This is a genomic window from Rhizobium sp. 1399 (assembly GCF_031455475.1).
GTDB lineage: Bacteria > Pseudomonadota > Alphaproteobacteria > Rhizobiales > Rhizobiaceae > Rhizobium.
In genome coordinates this window covers 35,796-51,941 of the sequence record NZ_JAVDSU010000007.1, presented here as the reverse complement: position 1 = coordinate 51,941, position 16,146 = coordinate 35,796, and the positions used below count along the sequence as shown (strand labels likewise).

Annotated in this window: 19 protein-coding genes; 5 read left to right on the top strand and 14 right to left on the bottom strand. The window is 60.5% G+C overall.

The window, feature by feature from the left end:
• Positions 1–20: 20 nt before the first annotated feature.
• From lysA to argH, 3 genes are all read right to left on the bottom strand, one after another.
• On the bottom strand, positions 21–1,289 hold the full coding sequence (lysA, locus tag J2X71_RS21755) for a diaminopimelate decarboxylase (RefSeq protein ID WP_310384846.1): 1,269 nt from the start codon (positions 1,287–1,289) through the stop codon (positions 21–23).
• Between the two features lie 12 nt (positions 1,290–1,301).
• On the bottom strand, positions 1,302–1,496 hold the full coding sequence (locus tag J2X71_RS21750) for an LPS translocon maturation chaperone LptM (protein ID WP_113319692.1): 195 nt from the start codon (positions 1,494–1,496) through the stop codon (positions 1,302–1,304).
• A gap of 140 nt (positions 1,497–1,636) precedes the next feature.
• Entirely contained in the window at positions 1,637–3,040 is a 1,404-nt protein-coding gene (argH, locus tag J2X71_RS21745; RefSeq protein WP_310384843.1) for an argininosuccinate lyase, read from the bottom strand.
• A 26-nt stretch (positions 3,041–3,066) separates the two neighbouring features.
• Here argH and tlpA point away from each other — a divergent pair, with 26 nt between their 5' ends.
• Positions 3,067–3,729 carry a thiol:disulfide interchange protein TlpA gene (tlpA, locus tag J2X71_RS21740; RefSeq protein WP_310384842.1) on the top strand — a complete coding sequence of 221 codons (663 nt, stop codon included), beginning with the start codon at positions 3,067–3,069 and terminating at the stop codon, positions 3,727–3,729.
• A 178-nt stretch (positions 3,730–3,907) separates the two neighbouring features.
• Here the strand turns inward: tlpA and J2X71_RS21735 are convergent, their stop codons facing one another.
• The 7 genes from J2X71_RS21735 to J2X71_RS21705 all read right to left on the bottom strand — a co-directional run bounded on the left by J2X71_RS21735 (position 3,908) and on the right by J2X71_RS21705 (position 9,295).
• Positions 3,908–4,789, bottom strand: a complete 882-nt coding sequence (locus J2X71_RS21735) for a 3-hydroxybutyryl-CoA dehydrogenase (protein ID WP_310384840.1) — start codon at positions 4,787–4,789, stop codon at positions 3,908–3,910.
• A 147-nt stretch (positions 4,790–4,936) separates the two neighbouring features.
• Positions 4,937–5,866 (bottom strand): electron transfer flavoprotein subunit alpha/FixB family protein, encoded by a 930-nt coding sequence (locus J2X71_RS21730; protein WP_310384837.1) that lies wholly within the window; start codon positions 5,864–5,866, stop codon positions 4,937–4,939.
• Between the two features lie 24 nt (positions 5,867–5,890).
• Positions 5,891–6,640, bottom strand: coding sequence for an electron transfer flavoprotein subunit beta/FixA family protein (locus J2X71_RS21725; RefSeq protein WP_310384835.1), 750 nt, complete (start codon positions 6,638–6,640; stop codon positions 5,891–5,893).
• 183 nt (positions 6,641–6,823) lie between these two features.
• Positions 6,824–7,609 carry a rhomboid family intramembrane serine protease gene (locus J2X71_RS21720; protein ID WP_310384833.1) on the bottom strand — a complete coding sequence of 262 codons (786 nt, stop codon included), beginning with the start codon at positions 7,607–7,609 and terminating at the stop codon, positions 6,824–6,826.
• 37 nt (positions 7,610–7,646) lie between these two features.
• On the bottom strand, positions 7,647–8,225 hold the full coding sequence (locus J2X71_RS21715) for a cob(I)yrinic acid a,c-diamide adenosyltransferase (protein ID WP_310384831.1): 579 nt from the start codon (positions 8,223–8,225) through the stop codon (positions 7,647–7,649).
• Positions 8,226–8,239: 14 nt separating this feature from the next.
• Entirely contained in the window at positions 8,240–8,443 is a 204-nt protein-coding gene (locus J2X71_RS21710) for a twin transmembrane helix small protein (protein ID WP_112571731.1), read from the bottom strand.
• An 18-nt stretch (positions 8,444–8,461) separates the two neighbouring features.
• Entirely contained in the window at positions 8,462–9,295 is an 834-nt protein-coding gene (locus J2X71_RS21705) for an SDR family oxidoreductase (protein ID WP_310384829.1), read from the bottom strand.
• Positions 9,296–9,363: 68 nt separating this feature from the next.
• Here J2X71_RS21705 and J2X71_RS21700 point away from each other — a divergent pair, with 68 nt between their 5' ends.
• Positions 9,364–10,335: a YihY/virulence factor BrkB family protein gene (locus J2X71_RS21700; protein WP_113319684.1), complete on the top strand. Its 972-nt coding sequence runs from the start codon at positions 9,364–9,366 to the stop codon at positions 10,333–10,335.
• Here J2X71_RS21700 and gluQRS read toward each other — a convergent pair.
• On the bottom strand, positions 10,300–11,181 hold the full coding sequence (gene gluQRS / locus J2X71_RS21695; RefSeq protein ID WP_310384826.1) for a tRNA glutamyl-Q(34) synthetase GluQRS: 882 nt from the start codon (positions 11,179–11,181) through the stop codon (positions 10,300–10,302). The two genes, J2X71_RS21700 and gluQRS, sit on opposite strands and share 36 nt — an antisense overlap.
• On the opposite strand from gluQRS, the gene J2X71_RS21690 reads away from it, so the two are divergent.
• Both J2X71_RS21690 and J2X71_RS21685 read left to right on the top strand, forming a co-directional pair.
• A complete protein-coding gene (locus J2X71_RS21690; RefSeq protein WP_310384824.1) occupies positions 11,180–11,866 on the top strand; it encodes a DNA-3-methyladenine glycosylase 2 family protein in 687 nt (228 codons plus the stop codon). The two genes, gluQRS and J2X71_RS21690, sit on opposite strands and share 2 nt — an antisense overlap.
• 112 nt (positions 11,867–11,978) lie before the next feature.
• Positions 11,979–12,536 carry an HNH endonuclease gene (locus J2X71_RS21685; protein WP_007825539.1) on the top strand — a complete coding sequence of 186 codons (558 nt, stop codon included), beginning with the start codon at positions 11,979–11,981 and terminating at the stop codon, positions 12,534–12,536.
• A 69-nt stretch (positions 12,537–12,605) separates the two neighbouring features.
• Here the strand turns inward: J2X71_RS21685 and J2X71_RS21680 are convergent, their stop codons facing one another.
• Positions 12,606–13,121 carry a disulfide bond formation protein B gene (locus J2X71_RS21680; protein ID WP_310384821.1) on the bottom strand — a complete coding sequence of 172 codons (516 nt, stop codon included), beginning with the start codon at positions 13,119–13,121 and terminating at the stop codon, positions 12,606–12,608.
• Between the two features lie 22 nt (positions 13,122–13,143).
• Positions 13,144–13,734 (bottom strand): YqaA family protein, encoded by a 591-nt coding sequence (locus J2X71_RS21675; RefSeq protein WP_310384819.1) that lies wholly within the window; start codon positions 13,732–13,734, stop codon positions 13,144–13,146.
• Between the two features lie 198 nt (positions 13,735–13,932).
• On the opposite strand from J2X71_RS21675, the gene J2X71_RS21670 reads away from it, so the two are divergent.
• A complete protein-coding gene (locus J2X71_RS21670) occupies positions 13,933–14,232 on the top strand; it encodes a hypothetical protein (RefSeq protein ID WP_310384817.1) in 300 nt (99 codons plus the stop codon).
• Positions 14,233–14,253: 21 nt separating this feature from the next.
• Here J2X71_RS21670 and J2X71_RS21665 read toward each other — a convergent pair whose 3' ends face one another.
• Positions 14,254–15,996: a cation:proton antiporter gene (locus J2X71_RS21665; protein ID WP_310384815.1), complete on the bottom strand. Its 1,743-nt coding sequence runs from the start codon at positions 15,994–15,996 to the stop codon at positions 14,254–14,256.
• Positions 15,997–16,146 lie beyond the last annotated feature (150 nt).

The window sequence follows — 16,146 nt, the reverse complement described above, 5'->3', positions numbered from 1 at the left end:
CCAAAAAGTGATTGCGACTTTTAGTCCAGCCAAGGCGGAACGGAATCGAGACCGATCAACTCCGAATAAGTGCGGCGAGGACGAACCACATGGAATTCGTCACCCTTGACCAGTACTTCAGGCACCAGAAGGCGGCTATTATAGGTGCCAGCCTGGACCGCGCCATAGGCGCCGGCCGTGCTGACGGCCAGGAGGTCGCCCGGCTTCGGGGTCGCCATTTCCCGGTCCAGAGCGAGGTAATCGCCCGTCTCACAGACGGGGCCGACGACATCGGCGCGGATGCGCGGCGCGTTGGCGGCCGAAATCACCACGGGGCGGATCTCATGATAGGCCTCATAGAGTGTCGGGCGGATGAGGTCGTTCATCGCGCCGTCGACGATGACAAAGGTCTTCTCGCCGCCATCCTTCACGTAGATGACTTCGGTCACGAGGATACCGGCATTGCCGACGATCAGGCGGCCAGGCTCGGTAATGATCTTGCAGTTCAGCGCGCGAAGCTGGTTCTTGACGATCGCGGCATAGGCGTCCGGCAGTGGCGGCGGGTTGTTGTCGTCCTTGTAGGGAATGCCGAGGCCGCCGCCGATATCGACGTGGTGGATGTTATGGCCGTCGGCGCGCAACGTGTTGACCAGATCGTGCAGCAGCTTGAAGGCATCGTCGAAGGGCTGCAGCTCGGTGATCTGGCTGCCGATATGCATGTCGATGCCGGTTACTTCGATGCCGGGCAGGCTGGCGGCGCGGGCATAGATGGCGCGGGCGCGCTCCCAGGAGATGCCGAACTTGTTTTCCTTCTTGCCGGTCGAAATCTTCGCATGGGTGCGGGCATCGACATCGGGATTGATGCGGAAGGAAACGGGCGCCTTCTTGCCGGCGCGCACGGCACGCTGATTGAGGACTTCGAGTTCCGGTTCGGATTCGACGTTGAAGCAGTAGATGCCGGCTTCGAGTGCGTAATCCATCTCATTCGGTGTCTTGCCGACGCCGGAGAACATGATGCGATTGGCGGGAATTCCGGCCGCAAGCGCGCGGCGCAACTCGCCCTCGGAAACCACGTCGATGCCGGCGCCGAGCCGGCCGAGCGTCTTCAGCACGGCCTGGTTCGAATTGGCCTTCATCGCGTAGCAGACCATGGAATCGACATCTCCGAAAGCCTCGGAGAAGACCCGGTAGTGGCGCTCGAGCGTTGCTGTCGAATAGACGTAGAAGGGAGTGCCGACCGCCTTGGCGATCTCGGGAACGGGAACGTTCTCGGCGTAGAGAATGCCGTCGCGGTACTCGAAATGGTTCACGGTAGCCGGGCCTTAGAGAAGGGGATCGAGAATGAAGGGCTTGTCGACGGTGCCAGGCTGTTTCGTCGGCTTGGAAACATCGCCACCCTTCGTCGCGTTGGCGCTCGGCGGATCGAGGTCGCCCTTGCGGCCGCATCCGGCAACGGCAAGGCCGATGACGGCAAAAACCACCGTAAGGCGGATGAAATGCGGCAAGCTCATCTGCATGAATATCCTCATATCGGGCACGGGGCACTGGCTGGCATCTTCATAGCGAAGTTTATCAGCCTTGTGCACCCCGATTGTTGAAGCTTCGGCCTGTGTGCATTTCCGGGCGGCGGACGGTCTCCATTTCGCCCGGAAATGACTTAATTGCGAGCGCGCCAATAGGCGATCTGCTTCCTGACTTCCGAAGGTGCCGTACCGCCGAAGCTTTTGCGGCTGGCGACCGAAGCTTCGACCGTCAGCACGTCATAGACCTTGTCGGTGATGGCGGGATTGATCGCCTGCAGATCGGCAAGCGGAAGCTCCGAGAGATCGCAGCCCTTGCTTTCGGCAAGTGCGACAGCACGGCCGGTGACATGGTGGGCGTCGCGGAAGGGAAGGCCCGCCTCGCGCACCAGCCAGTCGGCGAGATCCGTCGCGGTCGAATAACCGGATCCGGCAGCCGCTTTCATTCTGACAGTGTTGATCGTCATGTCGCGCACCATGCCAGTCATGGCGGCAATCGCCAGTTCCAGGCTTTCGGCGGCGTCGAAGACCTGTTCCTTGTCTTCCTGCATATCCTTGGAATAGGCGAGCGGCAGGCCCTTCATGATCGTCAGCAGAGCGATCAGCGAGCCGTTGATGCGGCCGGTCTTGGCGCGCACCAGCTCGGCCGCATCAGGGTTCTTCTTCTGCGGCATGATGGAGGAGCCGGTCGAGAAGGCGTCGGAGAGGCGAACGAAGCCGAATTGCGGCGTCGACCAGATGACGATTTCCTCGGCGAGGCGCGAAAGATGCACGGCGCAGATCGCGGCAATCGCCAGGAATTCGATGGCGAAATCGCGGTCGGAAACGGTGTCTATCGAGTTGCGGGTCGGCTCGCGGAAGCCGAGAGCCTTGGCCGTCATGTGACGGTCAATCGGATAGCCGGTGCCGGCGAGCGCTGCCGCACCGATCGGGCTTTCGTCCAGATGTTCGATCGCATGGCGAACGCGCGAGCGATCGCGGCCGAACATTTCCACATAAGCCATGCAGTGGTGGCCGAAGGTGACCGGCTGGGCGGTCTGAAGATGCGTGAAGCCGGGCATGACGCTGTCGGCATGTTCTTCGGCGCGGTCGAGGAAGGCTGCGATCAGGTTCGTCAGCATGGCCTCGGTTTTCTGCAACTCTTCCTTCACCCAGAGGCGGAAGTCGAGCGCCACCTGGTCGTTGCGCGAGCGGGCCGTGTGAAGGCGACCGGCGGCGGGGCCGATCAGGGTCGCAAGCCGGGCCTCGACATTCATATGGATGTCTTCAAGCTGGCGGGAGAACTCGAAATTGCCGCTTTCGATTTCTGACAGGATCGTGTTTAGCCCGTGAACGATCTTGTCCTTATCGTCGGCAGAAATGATGCCCTGATGGGCGAGCATCGTGGCGTGGGCGATCGATCCGCGGATATCCTGGGCAAACAGCTTCTTGTCGAAACCGATCGAGGCATTTATCTCCTCCATGATCGCATCGGGGCCGGAGGCGAAACGTCCGCCCCACATCTGGTTGGAGGATTTGGTGTCCGTGTTGTCCTCGGCCATGGAAGATGCCCGTCCTGGAGAATGAAATGACGACGAAAAAACCCTTCGGCCTGCCGTCCGTTAAACTGATCGCAATCGCCGCCGTCGCAGGCGTTGTTGCCGGTGCGGCAGCGGTATACGTGAAGGAGACCGGCATTGGCAATGGCGTCAGTGATACGGCATCGGCCGAATGCCCGCTGACCAGGGAGCGCGCCGCCAACCTGACGCCGCTCATGAAGGGCCAGGTCGCCGCGATGGTTGCTGCCAACCAACCGAAGAAGCTTGAAACCGTCGCCTTCAACGGCCCTGACGGCAAGCCGATGACGCTCGATCATTTCGCGGGTAAAACCGTGCTTCTCAATCTCTGGGCAACATGGTGCGTGCCATGTCGTGAGGAGATGCCGGCGCTGAATGCGCTGGAGAAAGAGATGGGCAGCGACAAGTTCCAGGTCGTGCCGGTCAATATCGATACCGGCGACGACGAAAAGCCGAGGGCGTTCCTCAGTGAAATCGGCGTCGATGCGCTACAGCTCTATCGCGACAACACGATCGGCGTCTTCAACAGCCTGAAGAAAGAAGGCCTTGCCTTCGGACTTCCTGTTACGCTGCTGCTTGACGACAAAGGGTGTCTGATGTCGGCCATGAACGGCCCGGCCGCATGGGACAGTGAGGACGCCAAGGCGCTGATCAAGGGCGCGGTCGGATCATAAAGCGTTCGTCAGGAGTCGCCAGCGCCGCGGATGAAGAAGACGCCGGCAAGACCGATCAGGACGCAGCACTGTAACAGGAACATCGGCAATTCGCTCGACATGGCGTTTCCTTCCGTTCAGGGCAAGGAAAGCACTTCTCGGACGTTTGTTCCACTCGCCTTTTCAGGCGATGATTTGCTTAGCGGGTCGGAACCGGCGTTTCGCCACGATAATCGTAGAAGCCGCGGCCGGATTTGCGGCCGAGCCAGCCGGCCTCGACATATTTCACAAGCAGCGGGCAAGGGCGGTATTTGCTGTCGGCGAGGCCGTCATGCAGCACCTGCATTATCGACAGGCAGGTATCGAGGCCGATGAAATCGGCAAGCTGCAGCGGCCCCATCGGATGGTTGGCACCGAGCTTCATGGCGGTGTCGATCGCATCGACCGTGCCGACGCCCTCGTACAGCGTATAGATCGCTTCGTTGATCATCGGGAGCAGGATGCGATTGACGATGAAGGCCGGGAAATCCTCGGCGACTGTGACCGTCTTTTCCAGCGACGCGACGAATTCCCGGGCGGCAGAGAAGGTTGCTTCCTCCGTCGCGATGCCGCGCACCAGCTCCACGAGCTTCATGACCGGAACCGGGTTCATGAAGTGGATGCCCATGAAGCGCTCGGGGCGGTCTGTCGCGGACGCAAGACGTGTGATCGACAGCGAGGAGGTGTTGGTGGCAAGGATAGCTTCCGGCTTCAGTACCGGACAGACCTGCGCGTAAATCTTGCGCTTGACACTTTCATCCTCGGTCGCCGCCTCGATCACAAGATCGGAGGGAGCAAGATCGTTGACATCGGCTGAGCCGGTGATGTGCGCAAGCGCTGCGCTGCGCTCTTCATCCGTCATCTTGCCGTTCGTCACCTGACGCGCAAAATTGCCGTTGATGGTGGCAAGGCCGGACTCGATACGATCCTGCGACAGATCGTAGATGTGAACCTTGTATCCTGCGGCGGCCGAAACATGCGCGATGCCGCAGCCCATCTGGCCCGCACCAATGATACCAATATTCTTCAACACCGCGCTCATCTCCAACCCCCGCCCGGCATACACCCCCGCGCTGCCGGTATTTTTATATGAAATTGCCGGACGAAAGATCGCCCGGCAAAAGTAGTAGACCGATAGAAGACAATTTTCCAGTCATTCGCAAGTGCGAAAAGAAGGCAATCTGCCCGATCAGAGGGCTTTTTCGAGCTCCGGCAGGACGTCGAAGAGATCGGCGACAAGTCCATAGTCGGCAATCTGGAAGATCGGAGCCTCCTCGTCCTTGTTGATCGCGACAATGACCTTTGAGTCTTTCATGCCGGCGAGATGCTGGATGGCGCCTGAGATGCCGCAGGCGATGTAGAGCTGCGGGGCGACGACCTTGCCGGTCTGGCCGACCTGCCAGTCGTTCGGGGCGTAGCCGGCATCGACGGCGGCGCGCGATGCACCCACGGCAGCGCCGAGCTTATCGGCGACCGGCAGGATGACTTCCTTGAACTTTTCGGCTGAGCCGAGCGCACGACCGCCGGAAATGATGATCTTGGCAGAGGTCAGTTCCGGTCGTTCGGAGGCCGACAGCGCGTCGGACACGAAATTCGAAAGACCCGGATCAGAAACGGCCGGAATCACGTCGACGGCAGCCGAGCCGCCCTCGGAAGCCGAGGCGAAGGAGGCGGTGCGCACGGTGATGACCTTCTTGGCGTCGGTCGCCTGCACCGTCTGGATCGCATTGCCGGCATAGATCGGACGCTTGAAGGTGTCGGGCGAAACCACTTCGATGATTTCGGAGACCTGGGCGGCATCGAGGAGCGCTGCGACACGCGGCATGACGTTCTTGCCGGTGGAGGTGGCGGCGGCGATGATGGTGTCATAGCTGCCAGCCAGCGAAATGATCAGGTCGGCGAGCGGTTCGGCAAGGTTGTTGGCGAGCTCGTCGCTTTCGGCGAGCAGCACCTTGGAGACGCCGGAAAGCTTGGCAGCCGCGTCTGCGGCTGCCTTTGCGCCCTTACCGGCGACGAGGATGTGAACATCTCCGCCGATCTGAGACGCAGCCGTCAGGGCCTTGGCAGTCTGGTCGGAAAGGCTCGCGTTGTCGTGGTCAGCCAGAAGAAGAATGGCCATTATCGTGTTCTCCCTTTCCAGATCTCAGAGTACGCCGGCTTCGTTCTTGAGCTTGTCGATAAGCTCGGCGACCGATTTCACCTTCACGCCTGCCTTGCGGCCGGATGGTTCTTCCGTCTTCAGCACCTTGAGGCGCGGCGCGGTGGAAACGCCGAAATCAGCCGGGCTCTTCTTGTCGAGCGGCTTCTTCTTCGCCTTCATGATGTTCGGTAGCGTAGCATAGCGCGGCTCGTTCAAGCGCAGGTCGGTCGTCACGACGGCCGGAAGCTTGACCTTGATGGTCTGCAGGCCGCCATCGATCTCACGGGTGACAGTGGCGCTGTCGCCGGCGATCTCGACCTTGGAGGCGAAGGTCGCCTGGGCGGAGCCGAGAAGGGCTGCAAGCATCTGGCCGGTCTGGTTGGAATCATCGTCGATTGCCTGCTTGCCGACAATGATGAGGCCTGGCTTTTCAGCGTCGGCAACACCCTTGAGGATCTTTGCGACTGCGAGCGGCTCGACAGCGTCATCGGTCTCGACGAGGATGGCGCGGTCGGCGCCCATGGCGAGCGCGGTGCGCAAAGTTTCCTCGGCCTTGGCCGGGCCGATCGAGACGACGACCACTTCCTCGGCCTTGCCGGCTTCCTTCAGGCGAAGGGCCTCCTCAACCGAAATCTCGTCGAACGGGTTCATCGACATCTTGACGTTGGCAAGGTCGACGCCCGATCCATCCGGCTTGACACGGATCTTCACGTTGTAATCGACAACGCGCTTGACTGGGACGAGAATTTTCATGGGGTCCTTCCTTCGAACAGAGATGGGCCTTCAACAGAGACTTCTGGGAAAATGCGCGCTTGGACGCTGCTCCGATTGTCGAATGGCGACATGGATACGCGTTTTTCCTCCAAATACAACGCTTCCGTGACGCGGCCAGCCGATTTGGATGGCAATATATTAACGTTTACGTTCACGTCAATATTAAAGCTTGTCCCGCCCCCAGGGCAGGCGCGGCGGCACGGGCATGCCGGAGGCAGTGACACGGATGGGGACCGGCCGATCGCGAACGGCACGTGGTGTGACGATCTGCCGGTCGAAGAGCGGCACGCCTGGCCGGCGCAGGATGAAAATGAGCAGGGCGCCAGCGATAATGCCGCCGACATGCGCGCCCCACGAGACGTTACCGTCAGGATCGACCAACAGCATGAAAAACTGCTGACCAACCCAGAGCAGGAGTGGGATGAAGGCCGGTAGCGGTAGTGGCACGCGGAAGAAGACCAGCACCCAGACCCGCACGCGCGGATGCAGCATCAGATAGGCCGCCACCACGCCGGAAATTGCGCCCGATGCACCGACGAGGGGCGCTTCCGATGTCGTCGACAGCAGGCCATGGCAAAGGGCACCGGCGGCGGCGCAGGCGAGGTAGAAGACGAGGAAGCGCAAATGTCCCATTGCATCCTCGACATTGTCGCCGAAGACCCAGAGGAAGATCATGTTGCCGGCAAGATGCCAGAAGCTCGTATGGATGAAGGAATAGGTGATGTACGTAGCGGCTTCCGGCACGATCTCCAGTCCCGGCGCCAGCATCGCATGGCCGAAGATGATAGCCGGGATATAGCCGAGGCCGATGGTTGCCGCCTGCGCGACCTGATCGCTTTCGACTGCCGTGAAGATCCAGGCGGCTATGTTTGCCGCCATCAGGCCGAGTGTGACCCACTGAACCTTAATGTGTTTCAGCGTATTGGCATCGTGCAGCGGTATGAACATGAAGGCCTGCCCCCGGGCGATCGTGACGGCTGCGAACCTACCTGTTTTTTCCGGGAACCCAAAGCACATCTGCCTTGCCACCATTATTTGCATGACGAGCGGCTACGAACAGGAAATCGGAGAGGCGGTTGACGTATTGAAGTGCTGCGGCGCTGACGATTTCTCCGTCGCTTCGGGCAAGCGCCACCATCAGCCGTTCGGCGCGGCGTGCGATCGTACGGGCGAGGTGCAGATGGGCGGCCGCAGCGCTGCCGCCGGGCAAAACGAAGGATTTCAGCGGCTGCAGGTCGGCATTCAGCCTGTCAATATCCTGCTCCAGCCGTGTGACCTGGCTTTCGACGATGCGCAGCGGCTCGTAAGCCGGCGGCTCAGCGGTTTCAGGCGTGGCGAGATCGGCGCCGAGATCGAAGAGGTCGTTCTGGATCAGCGCCAGCATGGCGTCGAGTTCGGCCAGGTCTGCCGTATGCAGCCTTGCGACGCCGATGGCCGAATTGGTTTCGTCGATGGTTCCGTAGGCCTCGACGCGCAGGTCGTGCTTGGCGCGGCGTGGACCGGAGACCAACGCGGTCGTGCCGTCATCGCCGGTTCTGGTGTAGATCTTGTTGAGCTTTACCATCGGCGGCTCGCAGATCAGCTCGGGCGTCCGCCGCCGGTCAGCCAGAGCGTCAGCATGATCAGGACGACGGCGATCGCCTGCAGCAGCACGCGCAGCTGCATCAGCTTGTTGGAAAGGTTCGCATCGCCACCTTTCATCATGTTGAACAGGCCGCGGATCAACACAAGAGCGACGAGGCCCATGACGATGATCGCGATGACATAGGTGACCGTGGACATGGCAGTCTCTTCTCTTCTTCAGTCCGTCCAGCGCATCAGGCGGTAGAAGAGATTGGCCGGAAGCAGCCTCTTCAACAATATGCCCTGTTTAGCCGGAATCGTTACGGGATAATGTGGCTTCGGATTTTTCGAGTTCAATGCACGCGTCAATACTGCATAGACCGCCTCGGGGCCAAGTTTGTGGCGGTTGACCGGACCTGAGCCTTCAAGGCGGGCAAGCTGTCTGCGGTATTCGACCGCATGGGGCGAGTTTTCCAGGTCGACATGTTCTTTGATCTTTGCCAGCGCGTTTGCCGTAAAGCGGCTGGTGATCGGTCCCGGCTCAATCAGGCTCACATGAATGCCGCTTCCCTGCAGTTCCATGCGCAGGGTGATGCTCAAGCCTTCGAGCGCGAATTTCGACGCCGTGTAGGCGCCGCGATAGCGGTAGGGCAGGAGGCCGAGAATCGAGGAACATTGCACGATGCGGCCCTGGCCGCGCCGGCGCATGAAGGGAATGACCAGCCTGGTCAGCTCGTGCCAGCCAAAAACATTGGTCTCGAACTGGTCTCGCAGCGCCTGCGTCGACAGATCTTCCACCGCTCCCGGCTGCCCATAGGCGCCATTGTTGAACAGTGCATCGATCCTGCCTCCGCTGCGCTCGGCCACCGCATCCACCAGTGCCGAAATCGTCTCGGGCTGTGTGTAGTCCATCAGGAAGGCTTCGATGCCGTCCGCTTCAAGCGACGACAGATCCGCCACCTTGCGTACCGTGGCGAAGACACGCCAGCCGTCCGCTTTCAGGGCGCGCGCGCAATAGGCGCCGATGCCGGAAGAGCATCCGGTCACGACGATGGTGCGCTGATCGGCCATTCAATGATTCCTGTACAAAGTGGGACTCGTTTCCCATATTCGCGGGAAGGATACAATTGGGAAGCCGAATGCCGAAATTCCTGCGCACGCTCTATGATGTGGTCTACGATGCCATCTGCCATCTCATCGAGGACGACGGCTTTGCCATGGCAAGCCATGTGGCGCTTTCCACTCTGCTTGCGGTCTTTCCCTTCCTGATCTTCGGCACTGCGCTTGCCAATTTTCTTGGTGCCGACCAGTTTTCCACCACGGCCATCCATCTGATCTTTGATACATGGCCGGAAGCCATCGCCAAGCCGCTGGCCGACCAGGTCGTGCAGGTGTTGACGATCCCTCGCGGCGGGCTGCTGACCATCTCTGTGCTTGCAGCTGCCTATTTCGCCTCGAACGGTGTCGAGGCGCTCAGAATCTCGTTGAATCGTGCCTATCGCGTGCAAGAGACGCGGCCCTGGTACCTTACGCGCCTTGCGAGCCTTGGCTATGTGCTCATCGCCGTGATCATCTTTGCGGCCATCAGCATTCTGCTTGTGGCAGTTCCTGTTGGTCTTGATTATGCGCGCGACTGGCTGCTGCATAACGACACGCTCGAATGGCTTCCCGTCACGATCCGTCAATGGTTGCCCATTATCGTCGACACACTCGAAATTGTTTTCAGCTGGCGCATTTATGGCACGCTCGTCATGCTGACGATTGCCTTGCTTGTCGTCCATCTCTGGTTGCCCGCCGGCAAGCGTCGCGTTTTCGACGTCGTTCCGGGCGTGTTTCTGACCTTGGTGCTCTGGCTCGTCGGCGCGCTGATCTTTGCCTATTATCTTGCGACCTTCGCCAATTACACGGCTACCTATGCGGGCCTGGCATCGGTCATGATCGTGCTGATCTTTCTCTACATGGTGGGTGTCATCTTCATCGTCGGCGCGGAGATCAATGCGGCACTCATGAAGTTCCGAGTGCTGCGCAATTTCTCGCGAACCTTCTCGGTGGTCGGACGTGACCACGCCGCTGATTCAAAGTCCGACAAGACGGCGAATATCGGCAGCTGACAGCCCTGTGGCACGCAGTTCCGCAAGGCCGGTATCGCCCTCGCTCTTGGATAGCTTTCGGCCATCTGTATCCACGACGAGGCGATGATGGTGGTAGACGGGCTGCGGCAGGTTGAGCAGGTTCTGCAGCAGCCTGTGCACCGAGGTGGCGTGGAAGAGGTCAAGGCCGCGCACAACATGGGTCACGCCCTGCAGCGCATCATCGATGACGACGGAGAGATGATAGCTGGAGGGGGCATCCGAGCGTGAGAGAACGACGTCGCCCCAAGCGCCGGGCTCGGCCAGGATTTCGCCCTTTCGTTCATCGCCGGTCTCCGTCCAGAACAGCGGTTCGCCGATCAGATCCAGTGCCCTGTTCATGTTGAGCCGCCATGCATGTTTGAGACCGGAGACCAGCATCGCATTGCGTTCTTCGTCGCTGCGGTCACGGTCGTCGGCTGGATAGTGCGGCGTGCCATCCGGGTCGCGCGGCCAGGACTCACCCATTCTCTCATAGGCAGCGACGCGTGTTTTGACCTCGCCGCGCGTCAGGAAGGAGGGATAGACCAGTCCGCGTTCGATCAGAGAATGAAGGGCTGCCTGGTATTCGGAAAAATGTTTCTGCTGGCGACGGACCGGCTGTTCCCATTCAATGCCCAGCCACTCGAGATCGGCGTAGATGCCGGCCTCGAATTCGGGTGTGCAGCGCGTCAGATCGATGTCTTCGATACGCAGTAGCAGCCGGCCGTCTGCGGCCCTGGCCATGTCGTCGTTCAGGAAAGCCGACAGCGCGTGACCGAGATGCAAAGGCCCATTTGGGCTCGGGGCGAAACGGAAGACGGGTTTTTGACGCGGAGTCGTGATCATGCTTTCTTCTGACATGGATTTGAAGCGATCGCGAGGCAAGGTGCGGGTCATCAGCAATGAAAAGGATATTGAAGTGGGGCTTGCCGCTCTTCTTGTTCTCGATCCACGGCTCGTGGCGATTGCCAGGGAGGCCGGCCCTGTCCCGCTGAGGCTGCGCGAGCCGGGCTTTGCCGGCCTTGCTCATATCATCGTTTCGCAGATGGTATCGCGCGCCAGCGCCGAGGCGATCTGGCGGCGCATGCAGCCGGCGAGCGGACTGCTAAGTGCGGAATCCTACATATTGCTTCATCCCGATGCCTGGCGCGAGTTTGGGCTATCGCGCGCCAAGGCCGATACGCTGACGCGGATTGCGCAAGCGGTCGCATCCGGACGAATCAATCTGCAGACCCTGGTCCAAAAACCGCCTGGCGAAGCGCTCGCAGAACTGACGGCTCAGAAGGGAATCGGGCCATGGACGGCAGAGGTCTATCTGATGTTCTGCGGCGGCCATGTGGACGTATTTCCGGCGGGTGATGTGGCGCTTCAGGCGGCGGTCGCTGCGGCATTCGGTCTCGCTGAACGCCCGCAAGCCAAAGTACTTACAGGGCTTGCGGAAATCTGGTCACCCTGGCGCTCGGTCGCAGCCCGGCTTTTCTGGGCTTACTACGCCGCAAAAATGCGTCGCGACGTGCTGCCGATCGGCTAACGGACACTCTCCCTCAATTTGCCTTTATCCCCTGAATTTATTGGACTTCACAATCCTGTAACAACCGGCCTAATATACAGGTGCAGATGCCGAATCGATCCAGGAGGGCTCCTTGACGATTGCAGTCTCACCACAGGCCCTGCCAGCGCTCGTCCTGAACGCTGACTACCGGCCACTGAGTTATTACCCCTTGTCGCTCTGGTCCTGGCAGGACGCGATCAAGGCGGTATTTCTCGACCGTGTGAACATTATCGCGGAATATGAGCATGAGGTTTCCTCACCGAGCTTCTCGATGCGGCTGCCGAGTGTCGTGTGCCTCAAAACTTACGTTCAGCCGTCCCGTAATCCCGCCTTCACCCGCTTCAACGTCTTCCTGCGCGACAGGTTCGAGTGCCAGTATTGCGGCGCCCATGACGATCTGACCTTCGACCACGTCATCCCGCGCGCTCATGGCGGCGAGACGACCTGGGAGAATGTCGTGGCGGCCTGTTCGCCCTGCAATCTGCGCAAGGGCAGCAAGCTTCCGAAGCAGGCAAGCATGTTCCCGGCGCAGAAGCCGTACCAGCCGACCGTGCAGGATCTGCACAATAACGGCCGGCTCTTCCCGCCGAACTATCTGCATGACAGCTGGCTCGACTACCTCTACTGGGATACCGAGCTGCAGCCGTGATGCATTGGTTCGAAGTCCTGGGTTTACGCAGTCGTTAGCTGCGCAGTTCTGGCCACATGCTTTATGCGGTTAAGCAGTCTTCTTCACGCTCCAGAAGGCGAAGGCCGCGAGGATCAGGCTTGCGACCACATTCCAGCCCGCAAAGGACAGGCCGAGAACGCGCAGTGCTGCATCCGTGCAGGACGGGCCCTTGATCGTGTTCAGCTCGCCCAGTAGATCGCCGGCATTGGTGGTCATGCTGCTTGCGGTGGTCGAGCAGGTGGCGGGGCCTGGCCAGAAGTGCCATTCCACGCCTGCGTGATAGACGCCCATGCCGGCGCCGACGAGCATCAGGATGCCGACGGCAAGAATGATGGCGCGCGTCATCCAGTTCGGCAAGCCGATGAGGGCGGCCACGGCGCCGACGATCGCGATCGGAATTCCATAATAATAGGGCTGGCGCTGCAGCAGGCAGAGCGCGCAGGGAATATAGCCGCCGATATACTGGAAGCCGAGAGCCGTGCCCACAACCGCTGCCATGGCGATGGCAAGGAGCAACAGGAGGACGACGCCCCGACGGGCAAGTGGCGAAGCAGTGGCATTCATGGCGGCACTCCGCAAAGTTGGCTCAGTGGGCAAAATATCGGTAGGCGATATATAACACGATCACGGCCGCGGCGCCGATGCCGACGATCTGGCCGAGACGCTTTTCGATGAAGTGGCGGATCGGCTCGCCGTAACGGCGCAGCAGCCATGCCAGGAACAGGAAGCGGGCGCCGCGGGCGATGATCGCCGAAACGATGAAGAGCGGCAGGCTGACATGGATGACGCCCGACAGGATCGTGACGATCTTGATCGGCGGCAGATGCGCGAGACCCGAGGTAACGAGCAGCAGCAGGATCGTCTCGTAAGTGACGTAGGATTTCATCTGCTCGAATTGATCGAGCTTTCCATAGAATTCCAGAACCGGGCGTGCCACGGTTTCGTAGGCAAAATAGCCAAGCGCCCAGCCGGCGATGCCGCCCAGCACCGATGCGATGGTGGCGACGAGCGCGTAGCGATAGGAGCGTTCGGGCTTGGCAAGAGCCATCGGCAGGAAGAGCACGTCAGCGGGAACCAGAAAGATGGAGCTTTCGACGAAGGCGATGACGGCGAGCCAGCCTTCGGCCGACTTCTTCGAGGCCAGAGACATGGTCCAGTCGTAAAGTCTGCGGAGCATCCGTTTCCTTTCTCTGTTGCAACGCACAAAGCATTAGGGGGCGATCATGACGCTGTAAATGCTCGGGCTGTGGCTTCCCGGCATTCGCGCTGAAAATTTTCGTGATCTGATGCGGCATTCCCTCCCAAGATCTTGCGGGATGGCAAAAGCGCCAAACTACGTCAGGCTGGGTTGTCGTTCGACGAATCCGGGCATGTCATGAAATTCAGGGTCATAGAGGGCGGGCTGAGTTCCGCAGGGGAGCGGGATAGGCAAGCGAGCGGTCGTGGGCCGGAGCGCGAGGATATCAGGCGCGAGGCAGCTCGTCGTTTGAGCGCCAGCGGCTATCACCGCTCCCGCATTATGGAAGCAGCCGGCGTGCCGATGCCGCCGGCGTTCCAATATTTCGCCATGCAGATCGATTTCGCTGCAGATGCCATCTGCCGGCTCGATCCCATCCCGGCCGATTTTCGTTCTGATCTTTACTGGCCGAAGCTGGATGAAACTGCGACGGCGTGATCGAGTTTGCGCTCCGACCGCTTACGACAGGTCCATGGATTTTTCCCACTGCTGGCGCATGACGTTCATTTCGGTGCGCTTCTGCGCCATTTCGCTGACGATGGCGCGAAGGTTGGGGTGGCGAGACATGAACATGTTGAAGTCACGCCGCTCCAGCACTTCGAACTGGCAGAAATCGACGGCGATGACATCGGCCGTGCGGCGTCCGCCGCTCAGCAGCGCCATTTCGCCGAAGAAGGCACCGGGTTCAAGCCGCACCGCGCCGCTTGCCAAGCGCACCTCCACCGCGCCGGAGGAGATGAAATACATGCTGTCGCCGCGGTCGCCGCGGCGGATGACGCGTTCACCGGGCGAGGCGAGTTTGGGGTTGAACAGCAAGAGCAGTTCCTCAAGCGCATCCTCGCCAACTTCGGAGAAAAGCGGGAAGGTCTCGACCAGCTGCTGGATCCGCAGATGATGCTGGCGTGCGCGCTCCTCGCCGAGCGCCCTGATCTTTTCCAATTCCCGTGCCAGGGCGTCCTGGTTTTTCCGGCCGTAGCTTTCATGTAGGCGCGGCCATTTCACCCTGATCTTGCGGTTCAGCTTCTCGGCCACGAAGATGACGAGCGGGTTCAGCGTGATGGAAAGGATTGCGGCGGCAAGGATAAGATCCTGTCCTTCATGCGGCAGGAGCCCGAGCGAAACGCCGAGGCCGGCAAGGATGAAGGAGAATTCGCCGATCTGGGCAAGGCCGCCGGCGGCCGTCAGGCCCATACCGATCGGATAGCGCAAGAGGACGACAATACCGAAAGAGATGATTGCCTTGCCGACGATGATCAGTGCCAAAGCACTGATCACGGCCAGAGGATGCTGCACAATGATCGACGGATCGAAGAGCATGCCGACGGAAACGAAAAACAGCACGGAGAAGGCATTCTGCAGCGGCAGGGAATCGGCGGCGGCGCGATGGCTGAGATGGGATTCACTCATCACCACGCCGGCGAAGAAGGCGCCGAGTGCGAAGGAAACGCCAAAGATTGCCGCCGAACCGAAGGCAATGCCGAGCGCGATGGCGAGCACGGTGAGCGTGAAGAGTTCACGCGAGCCGGTGCGGGCAATCAGCGTCAAAAGCCAGGGCACGATGCGCGGCCCGAGGAAGATCGCCATTGCCGCAAAGGCTGCGACCTTCAGCAAGGTGAGGGCGATCGTGATCCAAAGCGGCAGGTCGAGGCCATGCGCGGCATCGCTCGCATGCCCGCCCAGAAGTTCGGCGAGGGCCGGCAACAGCACAAGCGCCAGTACCATGGCGAGATCCTCGACGATCAACCAGCCGACGGCTACGCGCCCGCCGGCGGTATTGACGAGGTTGCGCTCTTCCAGCGCTTTCAGGAGCACGACCGTGCTGGCAACCGAAAGGCTGAGGCCGAAGACGATGCCGGCGCCGAGGCTCCAGCCCCAGAGTTCGCCGAGGCCGACGCCGAGCAGGGTGGCAAACAGGATCTGGCCAATCGCGCCCGGCACGGCGATGCCGCGCACGGCCAAAAGATCGGATGCGGAGAAGTGCAGACCGACGCCGAACATCAGCAGGATCACGCCCATTTCTGCGAGTTGGCTCGCAAGCTCCGTGTCGGCCACAAAGCCCGGTGTGAACGGTCCCATGAGAATGCCGGCGAAGAGATAGCCGACCAGTGGCGGCAGTCGCAGCCTGTCGGCGCAATAGCCAAGAACTGCCGCAAAGACGAAGCTTATGGCTACCGTCGCAATGAGTCCCGCTTCCTGATGCATCAGCCCTCTCAAAATGCCTGCGGACGGCACTTTAGGATGAAGCGCCGGCAAAGTTAAAGAGTTGATTTGGATGGATTAGGCTTAAATGGCCGGCTTTTTGAGCGGAACTACTAAGCTCCCGTGTCGTTGCCTATACATGACGACAAGGAG

What these genes read in the sequence shown, in the direction of transcription:
- J2X71_RS21750 (WP_113319692.1), bottom strand. Translation starts at nt 1,496, where the DNA reads ATGCAGATGAGCTTGCCGCATTTCATCCGCCTTACGGTGGTTTTTGCC.
- argH (WP_310384843.1), bottom strand. Translation starts at nt 3,040, where the DNA reads ATGGCCGAGGACAACACGGACACCAAATCCTCCAACCAGATGTGGGGC.
- tlpA (WP_310384842.1), top strand. Translation starts at nt 3,067, where the DNA reads ATGACGACGAAAAAACCCTTCGGCCTGCCGTCCGTTAAACTGATCGCA.
- J2X71_RS21735 (WP_310384840.1), bottom strand. Translation starts at nt 4,789, where the DNA reads ATGAGCGCGGTGTTGAAGAATATTGGTATCATTGGTGCGGGCCAGATG.
- J2X71_RS21730 (WP_310384837.1), bottom strand. Translation starts at nt 5,866, where the DNA reads ATGGCCATTCTTCTTCTGGCTGACCACGACAACGCGAGCCTTTCCGAC.
- J2X71_RS21725 (WP_310384835.1), bottom strand. Translation starts at nt 6,640, where the DNA reads ATGAAAATTCTCGTCCCAGTCAAGCGCGTTGTCGATTACAACGTGAAG.
- J2X71_RS21720 (WP_310384833.1), bottom strand. Translation starts at nt 7,609, where the DNA reads ATGTTCATACCGCTGCACGATGCCAATACGCTGAAACACATTAAGGTT.
- J2X71_RS21715 (WP_310384831.1), bottom strand. Translation starts at nt 8,225, where the DNA reads ATGGTAAAGCTCAACAAGATCTACACCAGAACCGGCGATGACGGCACG.
- J2X71_RS21710 (WP_112571731.1), bottom strand. Translation starts at nt 8,443, where the DNA reads ATGTCCACGGTCACCTATGTCATCGCGATCATCGTCATGGGCCTCGTC.
- J2X71_RS21705 (WP_310384829.1), bottom strand. Translation starts at nt 9,295, where the DNA reads ATGGCCGATCAGCGCACCATCGTCGTGACCGGATGCTCTTCCGGCATC.
- J2X71_RS21700 (WP_113319684.1), top strand. Translation starts at nt 9,364, where the DNA reads ATGCCGAAATTCCTGCGCACGCTCTATGATGTGGTCTACGATGCCATC.
- J2X71_RS21690 (WP_310384824.1), top strand. Translation starts at nt 11,180, where the DNA reads ATGCTTTCTTCTGACATGGATTTGAAGCGATCGCGAGGCAAGGTGCGG.
- gluQRS (WP_310384826.1), bottom strand. Translation starts at nt 11,181, where the DNA reads ATGATCACGACTCCGCGTCAAAAACCCGTCTTCCGTTTCGCCCCGAGC.
- J2X71_RS21680 (WP_310384821.1), bottom strand. Translation starts at nt 13,121, where the DNA reads ATGAATGCCACTGCTTCGCCACTTGCCCGTCGGGGCGTCGTCCTCCTG.
- J2X71_RS21675 (WP_310384819.1), bottom strand. Translation starts at nt 13,734, where the DNA reads ATGCTCCGCAGACTTTACGACTGGACCATGTCTCTGGCCTCGAAGAAG.
- J2X71_RS21670 (WP_310384817.1), top strand. Translation starts at nt 13,933, where the DNA reads ATGAAATTCAGGGTCATAGAGGGCGGGCTGAGTTCCGCAGGGGAGCGG.
- J2X71_RS21665 (WP_310384815.1), bottom strand. Translation starts at nt 15,996, where the DNA reads ATGCATCAGGAAGCGGGACTCATTGCGACGGTAGCCATAAGCTTCGTC.